General features: G+C 61.2%; 14 protein-coding genes and 1 pseudogene. 4 read left to right on the forward strand and 11 right to left on the reverse strand.

Annotated features, from left to right (window positions below; genetic code table 11):
• Positions 1–78: 78 nt before the first annotated feature.
• The 4 genes from GE253_RS00315 to GE253_RS00330 all read left to right on the forward strand — a co-directional run bounded on the left by GE253_RS00315 (position 79) and on the right by GE253_RS00330 (position 4471).
• A complete protein-coding gene (locus tag GE253_RS00315) occupies positions 79–1581 on the forward strand; it encodes a replicative DNA helicase (RefSeq protein WP_153202160.1) in 1503 nt (500 codons plus the stop codon).
• Between the two features lie 36 nt (positions 1582–1617).
• A complete protein-coding gene (alr, locus tag GE253_RS00320) occupies positions 1618–2760 on the forward strand; it encodes an alanine racemase (RefSeq protein ID WP_153202161.1) in 1143 nt (380 codons plus the stop codon).
• A 140-nt stretch (positions 2761–2900) separates the two neighbouring features.
• Positions 2901–3671 (forward strand): ABC transporter permease, encoded by a 771-nt coding sequence (locus tag GE253_RS00325; protein ID WP_153202162.1) that lies wholly within the window; start codon positions 2901–2903, stop codon positions 3669–3671.
• Positions 3668–4471: an ATP-binding cassette domain-containing protein gene (locus GE253_RS00330; protein WP_247878415.1), complete on the forward strand. Its 804-nt coding sequence runs from the start codon at positions 3668–3670 to the stop codon at positions 4469–4471. The genes GE253_RS00325 and GE253_RS00330 overlap by 4 nt, the downstream gene beginning before the upstream one ends.
• Positions 4472–4615: 144 nt before the next feature.
• Here the strand turns inward: GE253_RS00330 and GE253_RS00335 are convergent, their stop codons facing one another.
• The 11 genes and pseudogenes from GE253_RS00335 to GE253_RS00385 all read right to left on the reverse strand — a co-directional run bounded on the left by GE253_RS00335 (position 4616) and on the right by GE253_RS00385 (position 12737).
• A complete protein-coding gene (locus GE253_RS00335) occupies positions 4616–5686 on the reverse strand; it encodes a DUF2336 domain-containing protein (RefSeq protein ID WP_173012418.1) in 1071 nt (356 codons plus the stop codon).
• Between the two features lie 208 nt (positions 5687–5894).
• A pseudogene (locus GE253_RS00340) lies at positions 5895–6047 on the reverse strand (twin-arginine translocase TatA/TatE family subunit); the annotation flags it as partial.
• Positions 6048–6167: 120 nt separating this feature from the next.
• Positions 6168–6461 carry an energy transducer TonB gene (locus GE253_RS00345; protein ID WP_153202165.1) on the reverse strand — a complete coding sequence of 98 codons (294 nt, stop codon included), beginning with the start codon at positions 6459–6461 and terminating at the stop codon, positions 6168–6170.
• A 120-nt stretch (positions 6462–6581) separates the two neighbouring features.
• A complete protein-coding gene (locus tag GE253_RS00350) occupies positions 6582–7865 on the reverse strand; it encodes a hypothetical protein (RefSeq protein ID WP_153202166.1) in 1284 nt (427 codons plus the stop codon).
• Positions 7866–8041: 176 nt separating this feature from the next.
• On the reverse strand, positions 8042–8476 hold the full coding sequence (locus GE253_RS00355; RefSeq protein ID WP_173012419.1) for a biopolymer transporter ExbD: 435 nt from the start codon (positions 8474–8476) through the stop codon (positions 8042–8044).
• 42 nt (positions 8477–8518) lie between these two features.
• The gene (locus GE253_RS00360) at positions 8519–8965 is read right to left on the reverse strand and encodes a biopolymer transporter ExbD (protein WP_153202167.1); all 447 of its coding nucleotides are present in this window, start codon (positions 8963–8965) and stop codon (positions 8519–8521) included.
• A gap of 2 nt (positions 8966–8967) precedes the next feature.
• Positions 8968–9906: a MotA/TolQ/ExbB proton channel family protein gene (locus tag GE253_RS00365; RefSeq protein WP_211101310.1), complete on the reverse strand. Its 939-nt coding sequence runs from the start codon at positions 9904–9906 to the stop codon at positions 8968–8970.
• Positions 9907–9967: 61 nt separating this feature from the next.
• Positions 9968–10654 carry an energy transducer TonB gene (locus GE253_RS00370; RefSeq protein ID WP_153202168.1) on the reverse strand — a complete coding sequence of 229 codons (687 nt, stop codon included), beginning with the start codon at positions 10652–10654 and terminating at the stop codon, positions 9968–9970.
• Between the two features lie 320 nt (positions 10655–10974).
• The gene (locus GE253_RS00375) at positions 10975–11382 is read right to left on the reverse strand and encodes a hypothetical protein (protein ID WP_153202169.1); all 408 of its coding nucleotides are present in this window, start codon (positions 11380–11382) and stop codon (positions 10975–10977) included.
• 114 nt (positions 11383–11496) lie between these two features.
• Positions 11497–11928 (reverse strand): TIGR01244 family sulfur transferase, encoded by a 432-nt coding sequence (locus tag GE253_RS00380; protein WP_153202170.1) that lies wholly within the window; start codon positions 11926–11928, stop codon positions 11497–11499.
• 299 nt (positions 11929–12227) lie between these two features.
• Positions 12228–12737 (reverse strand): MarR family transcriptional regulator, encoded by a 510-nt coding sequence (locus GE253_RS00385; RefSeq protein WP_089286440.1) that lies wholly within the window; start codon positions 12735–12737, stop codon positions 12228–12230.
• Between the last annotated feature and the right edge of the window lie 23 nt (positions 12738–12760).

The following is a 12760-nucleotide window of genomic DNA, read 5'->3' on the forward strand; positions in this document are numbered from 1 at the left end:
AACTGTCCCCGGCTTTCACCGGGCTTGCCATGGGATGGTTTAGCGGCTGGCCTGCAGGGCTGCTAAAATCATCCCATCATGGATACCAAGCTGATCGACCCTTCCGGCTTCACCGGCAACACGCCCGCCTATCGCAGCCCGCCCCATAATGAGGAGGCGGAGCAGACTGTGTTGGGCGCCATTCTGGTGAACAACAAGGCCTTCGAAAAGGTGGGCGAGTTTCTGCGCCCGGAACATTTCTTCGATCCGGCCAACCAGAAGATTTTCCAGGCGATCTTGAAGATGATTGATCGGGGGCAGGTGGCCAACCCGATCACGCTGAAGGCCTTTTTCGAGCAGGACCGCGATCTGGCCGATATTGGCGGCCAGGAATATCTGGCCCGCCTGGCCGCAGCCATCGTCACCGTCCATAATGTGGAAGATTACGGCCGCATCATCCATGACAGCTATCTCCGCCGCCAGCTCATCGAGGTGGGCGAGGAGATGGTCAATCAGGCCTATAAGCACGATATCGACATTGCCGCCAATGACCAGATCGAAGAGGCGGAAAAGAAGCTGTTCGAACTGGCGGCCACCGGCGACATCAAGGGCGATTTCGTGCCCTTTGACCGGGCGCTGAAGGCCGCCATCGAAACGGCGGAGGCGGCCTTCCGCCGTTCCACCCATGTCACCGGCGTCACCTCGGGCCTGCGCGATCTGGATGGCAAGCTGGGTGGCCTGCATCCCAGCGATCTGTTGATCCTGGCCGGCCGTCCCTCCATGGGTAAAACGGCGCTGGCTACCAACATCGCCTTCAATGCCGCCAAGGCCTATATGCTGTCCGGCGGCAAGGAGGGGGCGCCGGTCGGCTTCTTCTCCCTGGAAATGTCGGCCGAGCAGTTGGCTTTGCGTATCCTGGCCGATCAGGCGGAGGTCTCCGGCGACAAGATCCGCCGGGGTGATATCGCCGCCACCGATTTCCCGAAATTCGTCGAGGCCAGCCAGTATCTGGCCCGTGTCCCCTTCTTCGTGGATGACACGCCGGCCTTGTCCATCACCGCCGTGCGCACCCGTGCGCGGCGGCTGAAGCGCACCCATGGGCTGGGTCTGGTGGTGGTCGACTATCTGCAACTGTTGCGCGGCGGCGGCACCGGCCGGGGCGAACAGAACCGCGTGCAGGAAATCTCCGAGATCACGCGTGGCCTGAAGGCCATCGCCAAGGAACTGGAACTGCCCGTCATCGCGCTGTCGCAGTTGTCGCGTAGCGTGGAAAGCCGCGAGGATAAGCGCCCCCAGCTGTCCGACCTGCGTGAATCCGGCTCCATTGAGCAGGATGCCGACGTGGTGATGTTCGTCTTCCGCGAACAATATTATCTGGAGCGCGCCGAACCCGGACGCCGGCCGGATGAGAGCGAAGACAAATATAATGACCGTTACCAGCAATGGCAGGAACGGCTGGCCCAGGTACACAACACCGCCGACGTGATCATCGGCAAGCAGCGTCACGGCCCCGTCGGCACGGTGCGCCTGTTCTTCGATGGCAATTACACGCGCTTCGGCGATCTGGACACCACCCATGGCGGTGGTGATTACGACGATTAAGCGACGCGCCACTCCGCGACGCAGGATACAGCAAACATGATTGACCTCCCCTCCCCCCTCGCCGCTGCGCTGGAAACACCGGCTGCGGCCCGCGTCGGGGCGGTGCTTGCCATTGATCTGGCTGCCCTTGTCGCCAACTGGCGCGATCTTGCCGCCCGCGTCGGTCCGGCCGAATGCGGCGCCGTCGTCAAGGCCGATGCCTATGGGCTGGGCGCCGTGCCGGTGGGCCGCAGCCTGTGGCAGGCCGGCGCCCGTACTTTCTTTGTCGCCGATATTGAGGCCGGCGTGCGGCTGCGCGCCGCCCTGCCCCAAGCCCGCATCATCGTGCTGCACGGGGTGCCCGCCGGCACCCAGGGGGAGATCGCCGATCAAAGGCTGGTACCGGTGCTCTCCACCCTGGCAGAGATGGAACGCTGGTGCGATCATGCGGCCCGGCTGAGCCGGAAACTGCCGGCGATTATTCATGTCGATACCGGAATGAACCGCCTTGGCCTACCGCTGGGTGATTTGGATCGGGTCCGAAATGATCTACCCACCCTTTTGGCCGGGCTGGAATTGCAGGCCTGGATGAGCCATCTGGCCTGTGCCGACGATCCACAGCATCCGCTGACGGCTGAGCAGCGTAGCCGCTTCTTGGGGGCCGTAGCGGGTTTACCGCCCGCACCGCTTTGCCTCAGCAATTCCGCCGGCATCTTCCATGGGGCCAATTACCATTTCGATCTGGTCCGCCCCGGTATCGCCCTTTATGGTCCCAACCCTGCTCCCTGGATGCCCAACCCGATGCGCCCCGTCATCCGGCTGCTGGGCCGGATTTTACAGGTGCGGGAAGTGCCGGCGGGCGTCACCGTCGGTTATGATGCCACCCATCGGGTGACCCGCCCCGGCAAGGTGGCCGCCTTGGGCCTGGGCTATGCCGATGGCTATCCCTGGTCGCTGGCCGGCAAGGGCCGAGCGATGATTGCCGGGCACCCCTGCCCCGTTATCGGCCGCGTTTCCATGGATCTGTTGACCGTGGATGTCACCGAGGTGCCCGCACCCCTGCTGAATGTCGGCGGCTGGGCGGAGGTGATCGGCCCCGCCCGCGATGTGGATCAGGTGGCGCGGGAGGCCGGCACCATCGGCTATGAAATCCTCACCCGTCTGGGTGCCCGCTATCATCGGGTCTATCACGGCGGATGATGGCTGGCGGAACCGATGGCCGCCCCCTATGTTCATGGCTCTGTTGCGCCGCAGCCGCACGTCCCTTGGCGCCATTGACAGGGCGGATGCCAGGGGCTAGCCGTTAACCCATCCGCCCCGCGCCCTGAGAGGTCAGGTTAATGCATTTTCTTCGTGCGATTGGTCGCGCCACCCTGACCTTCCTGGAAGCGACGGGTCGGCTGGCCATGTTTACCCTGACGGCCCTGTCGCATTGCGTGCGCCCGCCCTTCTATTTCCGCCATATCGGCCGGCAGATGGTGGAGATCGGCTATTACAGCCTCCCCGTCGTCGGCCTGACCGCCGTTTTCACCGGCATGGTGTTGGCGCTGCAGAGCTATAGCGGCTTTTCCCGCTTCTCAGCCGAAAGCGCCATCGCCACTGTGGTGGTGCTGTCCATCACCCGTGAGCTGGGGCCGGTGCTGGCCGGTCTGATGGTGGCGGGGCGCATCGGTGCCGCCATGGCGGCGGAACTGGGCACCATGCGGGTGACGGAGCAGGTGGATGCGCTGACCACCCTGTCCACCAACCCCTTCAAATATCTGGTGGTGCCGCGCCTGCTGGCCGGCACCACCATGCTGCCGCTGCTGGTGCTGGTGGCCGATATTATTGGCGTGTTCGGCGGCTATCTGGTGTCGGTTTACCGACTGGGCTTCAACCCCTCCAGCTATATCAACAATACTTGGCATTATCTGGAATTCATGGATGTGGTGTCGGGGCTGGTGAAGGCCGGCGCCTTCGGCTTCGTCATCTCCCTGATGGGCTGCTACCACGGCTATAACTCGCGCGGGGGTGCCCAGGGCGTGGGGGCGGCCACCACCAATGCCGTGGTTTCCTCCTCCATCCTTATCCTGGTGCTGAATTATCTGCTGACGGGGATCTTCTTCTCATGAGCGAGACGCTGGAATTGAACACCGCCATGGAAGTGCCAAAGATCGCCCTGAAAGGCGTGAAGAAGGCCTTTGGTACCAAGGTCGTGCTGGATGGCGTCGATCTGGAGATCAAGCGCGGCGAAAGCATTGTCATTATTGGCGGTTCCGGCACCGGTAAGTCGGTGCTGCTGAAAAGCATCCTGGGCATCCTGACACCGGATTCCGGGACGATACAGATTGATGGCGAGGATACCACCCATATTGGTGGCCGCGACCGCGAACGGGCTTTGGCCAAGTTCGGCATGTTGTTCCAGGGGGCCGCCCTGTTTGACAGCCTGCCGGTCTGGGAAAATGTCGCCTTCGGCCTGATCCAGGGCCATGGCGTGGGTCGTAAGGAGGCGCGGGAACGCGCCATTGCCACGCTGGGCGCCGTCGGGCTGGGGCCGGATGTGGCCAACCTGTCACCGGCGGAGCTTTCCGGCGGGATGCAAAAGCGCGTCGGCTTGGCCCGCGCCATCTGCACCAACCCGGAAATCATCTTTTTCGATGAACCGACCACCGGGCTAGACCCGATCATGGCCGACGTCATCAATGATCTGATCGTGAAATGCGTGAAGGATCTGGGCGCGACGGCCCTGTCGATCACCCATGACATGGCCAGCGCCCGCAAGATCGCCGACCGTATCGCCATGCTCTACAAAGGCAAGCTGATCTGGGTCGGGCCGGTGTCGCAGATCGATAATTCCGGCAACCCCTATGTTGATCAATTCATCCATGGCCGGGCCGACGGCCCGATCCAGATGCAGATCAAGGCGTTCTAACCCCACGAGTTATGGATCATGGCTCTTGGAATTCATCAGTTCCCTCATATGCCGCGTGAAGCCAATCCTCTGGCATGACGGTGCGGCAATTGAGAGTGTTGATCAACACCGCTGAGTATAACGCCACAAGCCCGACATCCGGCGCTATTCGCGTGGAGGGGTGCCCCTGACCGGAACGAACAAAACCCCGGCGCGATCCATCGCCTCGTCGACGAGCTGTTCATCTTTGCTGTCAAACAACTGCAGCAACAGATCATCCATCGCCCGTTCTTCCGATTGCCCGCATTTGGCATAGAGCGTGGCCAGCACGGCGGTTTGATACGCCACGCGACCGACATCCCCGCCCGCATAGTCCATTTCCTGCGCCACTTGATGAGCCAACAGGAACGGCTGGTGCAACCGCTTGGGCACATGCGCATGGCCCAACAGCGTACGCAGCCCCTCGCCCGTGCCATCCGCCAGCAACGCCGCCGCATTGCCGGCGGCGACGTGCGATCGCACGGAAATACCGGCGGCGAAAAAGTCAAAATCGCCCGCACAAAGGGCACGCAGAAGAAGCGGTAACCCCAGACGGCCGGCATCATGCAGGTGAACCGCCATCGCACGCGAATGCATCCCGGATCGTCCCAGCGGCCGCAGCAGCGCCAATGTCGCGCTGTCCCGCCCGTGCCCCACCAGTTCCTTCACCAGAACGGGTGAAAGGTGGTAGCGGCTGATCAGCATGTCACGCACGAGATTGGAGGCACCTGCCACCAGCCGTTCCACCACCGATGCTGGCAGCAATTCACGCCCCGCCAGTGGCTCGGCGATCAACGGCACATGGGCATAACGGTCAGCCAGCCCTTGCAGGGTCTTCTCAGGCAGTTCAGCACCAGCATTGCCTGCCAGTTTTGCAATCACAGCCAGATTGCCGACCTTCGCCAGTGCGTGGCTGACCGTGGCAGAAAGCGCGCGCCGGGCAGCGATGGCCAATTGCTTGGCGGCATCATCCTGACCGATAACCTCCAGCAGGATCGAATCCGCCAGACTGTCCGCGTGACGCAGCAATGGAAAGGCCACCGATGTCACGTCGGTGGCCAGCGCGCTCGCCAACTCATCATTCAGCAAAGGGCTGTTATAAACCTGCCAGGCCACAGCTTCGCGCACCTGAAGCACCGTGTCGCGGGCCAGTCTTAGCAGAAGGTCACGGGCCGTTTCCTGCGCACCCGGCGCCATCAGGCCAAGTTCCGCTGTCCGTACGATCTTCTGCACCAGAAGAATACGGGGCTCAACAGAACGATCCCCGGCCAGATTCTCAACATCAGCCGGGGTTAAAAAAGCAGCTTGATCCGACATATTCGTGAGGGCACAAACCGATACCGATAAACTTTGGAACTTAACGCGGGGCGTCAGCACCGGGCTTGTTTTCGGTCAGTTTCGGATCATCGGCCTGCGTCTCGTCGTCGCGCATACCTTTCTTGAACGCCTTCACACCCTTGGCCATGTCGCCCATTACATTGGGCAGTTTGCCGGCACCAAACACCAGCAGGACAACAACCAAAACAATAACCCAATGCCAAATGCTAAAGGTGCCCATGGGAATTCTCCCGATCCAGATGAAAGCTATGCCTCTGGCATACAGATAAGGATTTCCAGGCCACCTGGAAAGACCTTCCGTAGCCAAGCACGGAAAAGCTGCCCAGCTATTCGGCAGGGGCTAAGCCTGACCCCGCATTTCGAAACGAACGACAAGTCGCTGCCGCGCACGCTCCCGCGCGACCAGACCGTCTGTGTCCGCCGCGATATCCGGCGTATAGCGCAGGCCCGCAGCATATCGCAATGCGGACTGTTCGAACAATCCTGGAGGTGTGGCCTCCACCACGCGGACATCGTGAGGGGCACCATCACTGCCGATCTGAAATTCCACAATGACGCGCCCTTCCCGCCGCAGCCGCAGGGCCCGTTCAGGATATTGCAGTCGTGGACGGTAGAGCGGTTCGAATTCCGGCATCGGGGGTCCGGCAACAGCGCAGGCGGATTGTCAACGGCAGAGCTATGCGCTGCCGCATCTTAAAGCTGGGCAGAAAGTGAAAGGGCGGGTGGATCGCTCCACCCGCCCTTTTCGTCCGGCTTACTTCTTGGCAGCCGCCGCCAACAGGTTCAGCCGCGCAAGATCGGCCGAACCGTCGGTGGCCTTGATCTGCTTGGCCGTCGCCTCCGCCTTGGCCTTCTGACCGGTGGCCAAATAGTAAGTCACCAGACGCAGGCGGGAATCATCCGGCGTCTTCAGACCGGTACCCTTTGCCAGCGCTTGCTCGGTCAGGCTGATGGCCTTGTCGTATTGGCCATAGCCGGCATAGGCTTCGGCAACACGCAGCATCGGGCCGGGGTTACCACCGGCAACAGCCTGCTGTTCGGTCTGTGCCAAGGTCTTCTTATCCTCTGCCACATTCTTGGCAGCGAGCTCTTTCAGACGCTTGTGACGCTCAGCTTCCTTACCCTGCCCCAACAGCCCGGTCGCATAGCCCTTATCGATAATCATTTGAGCTTCGCCGGGATTGCCGGCCTGCAGCGACAACTGCGCCATTTCCATGATATCGCTGGTGGTATCCAGCATCCCGATATTGTTCATCAGGCGATAGACATCCAGTCCCAGGCGATCACGATTGAAGCCGGGCTTACGCTGGGTGCGCAACACCAGATCCGTCCAGTAATTCTTACTAGGATAATATTGAACCAGCTTCTCCAGCGCGACAACATAGCCAGCTTCGTTATTACTTTCATTGTTGGAAGCCGCCAGCAACTGCAAATCTTTCTCGTCCGGCTTGTGGCCAGACTTTTCGACTGCGCTAATCTTTGCGGACACTTCCTTGATCGTGTTGGCGTAATCTTTGTTCAGGTAATAGGACTGAATCAGCAGCGTCCGCATGTTGGCATCGTTGCCGCCATCCTTGAAATAACGCTGTGTCCAGGCGACAGCCTTGGAGAAATTCTTCTGTTGATAATATTGCTGGGCAAAAGCCTGCGTAAAGGTCAGAAGCTGCGAGGCCTGCATACGGCCAGACGCTGCAACCGTCTCGAACGCCTTTTCGGCAGTCGGTGTGTCGCCCGCCTGATAGGCGGCAACCAGACGCATCTGTTCGACCATGAAATCTTCGAACGGCGTCTTGTCGGCGACAGAGTCAGCCTCGCGGATCTTGGCGACAGCTTCCTTGAACTTCTTCGCCTTCATCAGATCCTGGGCTTCGGTCAGCGGCTTGCCAACCTCGGGCCGCACGGTGTCACCAGCGGGCTTGCCCTTCTCCTCCTTGGCCTTCTGCGCAAAGGCATCGGCCGGCGCCATCACGGCAGCGAAGGAGCCAAAGGCGAGAGCCGTTCCCAGCAGGGCGGCCTTGAAGATACGGGTACGGGTCATTGTCTCGATCTCGGGTCTCGCATCGGCGCGCGCACACCAAAGGGGGCGCCCACTCCGCCGATCAGGTGAACCATGACGGCCGGCCATCCGACCGCTGAAAACGGATTAAATCACTGCATGACGGCAGAGATGTGGCGCCGTCGACAAGACCGACGCCACATCTCTTCAGTAGCAAATCAGTTCAGGAACTGTTCGCCGCCAATCAGACTGATCTTGGTCAAGCCCAGACGCTGGGCCGACGTCAGAACGGTCGCAACACTCTTGTACTTAACCAGCTTGTTCGACCAGAGATGAACTTCCGGCTGCGGATTTTTCGCAGCGGCGGTCCGGATCTCCCGCTCAAGCTCGTCACGCCCGGAAAGGGCGCGACCATTCCACATGACGGTGCCGTCGAAATCGACCTGGATGGTAACCACCTCAGGCTCCACAGTATTTTCCTGCGGAGGCGGCGGACCGATCGGCATATCCAGCTTCACGGCGTGGGTCTGAACCGGAATAGTGATGATGAGCATCACCAGCAGAACCAACATGACGTCGATCAACGGCGTCGTGTTCATTTCCGGACTGACTGCACCCTCTTCACCGCTGCCGCCACCTACACTCATGCCCATGGGGGCCTCCTATCGTATAAGTCCCGAGGGGAAGACTGCCGGTCACTGACCGGCAGTCCCCAGAACACCTGCGGGGGGCTCGGTAATAAAGCCGATCTTCATGATGCCGGCGCGCTGGCAGGTCACAACCACCCGACCAACGAACTCATACCGCCCCTCCTTGTCACCACGAATGTGGATCTCCGGCTGGGGGTTCAGCACCGCGACTTCCTTCATACGCTCGAACAGCGCGTTGTAATCGGGCAACAAACTGGCGTTCCAGTAGATGTTGCCGTCAACATCAATCGCAATTGTCACGTTCTCCGGCTTGGTCACAGTCGGAACGTTGGCTTCGGTGGGAAGCGTCACGGGAACCGTCTGGATAGCGACCGGAATGGTCAGCAGGAAGATGATCAGCAGAACGAGCATCACGTCCACGAGCGGCGTCGTATTGATCTCCGACACCACCGTTTCTTCATCGCCATCGGCGGGCCCGACGCTCATTCCCATGGTCAGGCGCTCCGGGCGGAGGAGGTCTTCACCTTCTGGCCGGCGATCAGCAGGGAGTGCAGATCGGAGGAGAAGTTGCGCAGACGGTCCATCACCACCTTGTTGCGGCGGGTCAGCCAGTTATAGGCCAGCACGGCGGGCACGGCGACCAGCAGACCGATAGCGGTCATGACCAGAGCGCTACCGACCGGACCGGCGACCTTGTCGATCGAAGCCTGACCGGACAGACCGATATTCACCAGCGCGTTCAGAATGCCCCACACGGTACCGAACAGACCGATGAAGGGGGCGGTGGAACCAACGGAGGCCAAGAAGGACAGGCCGCCCTGCAGACGGGCATTAACGGCATCGACCGACCGCTGCAGCGACATGGTCACCCAGGTGTGCAAGTCGATATGGTCGGTCAGGGCGCCATCATGATGCTCGGTGGCGCGCAGGCCATCTTCCACCACGCCGCGGAAAGCCGAGGTTTCCTTCAGGCGGGTCGCACCTTCGGCAACCGAACCGGCGGTCCAGAAATCCCTCTCGGCAGCCTTGGCCTGGCTCATCAGACGGGTCTGCTCGAACAGCTTGGTGATCAGGATATACCAGGTGCCAGCAGACATGATGACCAAAACAACGAGCACGCCCTGATCGACTGGGTCGCCGTGAGCAACAATGGCCTTCAGACCGTAGGGGTTCTCAGACGGGGCAGCCGGTGCCTCGGCGGCCGGAGCCTCGGCGGCCGGGACAGGGGCCGGCTCAACGGCAGCCGGGGCAGCGGCAGGATCAGCAGCAGCCGGGGCAGCGGCAGGATCAGCGGCAGCCGGGGTGGTCGTGGTGGCCGTCGGAGCGGCAGCCGGATCGGTGGCCTGGGCAAAAACCGGTGCCGACAGGGTGGCAACCAGGGCGGCGGCAGCGGCAAGGCGGCTGATACCGCCGAGGGTGAACATCTTGCTCATCGTAGCTCTGCTTTCAGACTTACGTGTTTCGAATGGGATCGATCGGTCTTGCAACTGACGCTTAACGCGCGTCTTCCAGGCGGAAAACCAGCGGAACGATCACCGGCAGCCAGGCGCCCTGGGTCTTGCCGCCAATCGTCGGGGGCTCGCATTTCCAGCGACCACGTTTGGCTTCCTTCAACCAGGCATTGTCAAGCCGTTCATATCCGCTCGACTTTTCAACCTTAGCGTCAGAGATGCGGCCATCTTCATTACAGTAGAGGCGCATCATCGTCGTGCCGGCCTCTTCCAGTCGAATCGACTGAGAGGGGTAGTCCGGCTTGGACACCGACTTGACGTTCAGCTTGCCGCCCGTCGGCGGTGCCGGCGGGGCAGGAGCGGGCGTCGGGGCCGGCGTCGGCGGACGCACTTCCGGGGGCCGCTGGTTGGTCGCCACCGTAATCGGCGGATTGGCCGGCGGCGGCTGAGAGATCTGAATCTCTGGCGGCGGAATGAACGGCGGCGGCGGCGTTTCGAACTGCGGAGGTGGCGGCGGCGGCGGTTCTTCCGGCGGCGGCGGGGCGACTTCCTCGATGATCTTGGTCTCAAGCGGTTCAGTAGCCATCTGAACCACATCGCGAGCAAGACCGGATGCGAGGGCGTAGATCAACCCGATATGCAGGACAACAACCACCACAATGCCAACCAACCGCCCGGATTTTTGCGGCTGTGTTTGCCGCCGATAGGGCGTTTGCGACAGGTAGGACATCGGTCGGTCACTCGATCCACGGGGGATGGGGCATCCGGCATAGCACACATAGGTGGGTTGAATCATCTGCCGGTCTTATTCAAAGCCGACTTTTTTTCAAATCCACAGCCGCGAGCCATGTTCTTGCCAAAAGTCAGTGATATACGCGACCTTCCCGTTGCGAAGGAAGTATCCCGCGAAGTAATCACAGCTGTTCGACAAGGTTCCGAATGCGACGGCCTGACAAGTCCGAAGCAGGACTTCAAAGACAGGGCCTGTTACGGGGACAGTTCTTTGCGGGCCGTAGGCAGGCGAAACGCCGTGCAGAAACCCGCTCACTCTCAGCACGGCAAACCGGGCGGCCCGGTGGGGCAACGTCCGGCTTCACGATGGCGCCCTTCCGGCGTCAGACCGATGCGAAGGGCACGAACGACGTCGCTGCCACGAAGTGGCAGGGCGTAGAAGAGAGCAATGGCCACCACCAGCAAGGTCGGCAGCAAGGAGGGCTCATCACCATCCAGCTGCCGCTCACGCTTGGCAGAGCCATGGGAACGACTGGATGTCGGCTCAATTCCCTTATCGGAAAAACGAGGCGACTGTTGCTTATCCTCTGGAGAGAGCGAAAGCAGCGGTACGGCCAGCAGATTGGAGGCAAAGGATTGCAGCGCAGACCGGGGAAGCAAACTCCCCTGGACCAACGTCACCGTAAACAGGATTGCGAGGAGCCCTTGAGCCCAACTGCGCATCATGTCGCGTGCAGCCTCCACCTACCGGTACCCCGACCGGACCGGTAGCGACACTCGCACAGCGATGCGGCCAACACAATGGCCTTAAGCGTTTTCGCTGTATGATTATCCCGACTTTTAGCGCTGACGGTCGAGCAATGGTCGATGCGCGGTAATATCGTAACCCGCAGAGCGGGAAATGCGTAATATTTCGTCGATTGAATGCGTTCCGGCTTTCGCTTCAGCGAGTGCCCATAGAATCGTGCAGCGCGTGCCACTGCGGCAATGGGCAAGCACTGGCCCTGGCGATGCCGCGACAGCCCCGGCAAAAGCGGCTGCCACCTCTGCGCCCAGCGTTGCACTGGTAACCGGCTGATGAATATAGGCAAGCCCCAGTGCCTGGGCGCGCGCCGCCGCATCCGCAGCGGTGGGCTGGCCCGGGTCTTCGCCATCAGGGCGGTTATTGATGATGGTGCGATAACCCGCAGCCTGGATGGCTGCGAAATCATCCAGCGCCATCTGCGGGGCAACCGCGACGCCATTGACGAGCGGACGAATATCCAGAGCCATGACAACCATCACCTGCTGACGGAACCTGCTGACGGGACCGGGCGTGACGCGATAAGCAGCGCGACGAAGACCCACTGTCACACTCTATATCGTCACGCCCCTTTCGCGCCGCAAGAAGGCCCAGCCAAAAGGATAGGTGGAACGCCTTAAAGGCCTGGGCACCCGCTGCAACACGAAACATGGCTAACATTGGATTAAGAGCAGGCTGATTCAACAGCATGTTCCGCAACCCAGCCCGTTGTGCATAGCAGCAAAACACCTCAATTATGCCATGATCGGCGGGCGGTGCCCGCCACGTTTCAAGCGATCCGCAGGCTTACCGTATCGCCCTCCGCGGTTTCGCGGGCGCGGCGACGAGCCACCAGCAACAGGTCCATCAGGCGCTGACGCTGATCAGCCGACAGATCAGCCAGAAGACGATCATTGATCATCTGCCGGCGCGGCTGCAGACGATAGAGGATTTCCAGACCGGCCGGGGTAACGCGCAGCAGCTTGCGGCGGCGATCCTGCGGATCATCGGTCTGGCTGATCAGGCCCTTGCGGATCAGCTCGGTCACGGTGGCGCTGATATGCGGGCGCGACAGGCCGCGGGCCGAAGCGATCTCCGAGGAGAAGATGCCATCGCCGATGCGGCGGCCATCCTGGAAATTCACATCACCGGCCACATTCATCAGCACCGTCCATTGCGGTGCGGTCAGCCCGGCTTCGGCCAGAACCCCTTCGCACTGGTGGGAAAGCGCGTTCGCCAGATCCATCAGGCTCAGCGCTATGGCATCTTCGGCACGAAAACGGAAAGGGCTCTGCGACATGGGTCTTCTCCTGCCATCCAAGG

Source organism: Niveispirillum sp. SYP-B3756 (genome assembly GCF_009495745.1).
Taxonomy (GTDB): Bacteria; Pseudomonadota; Alphaproteobacteria; order Azospirillales; family Azospirillaceae; genus Niveispirillum.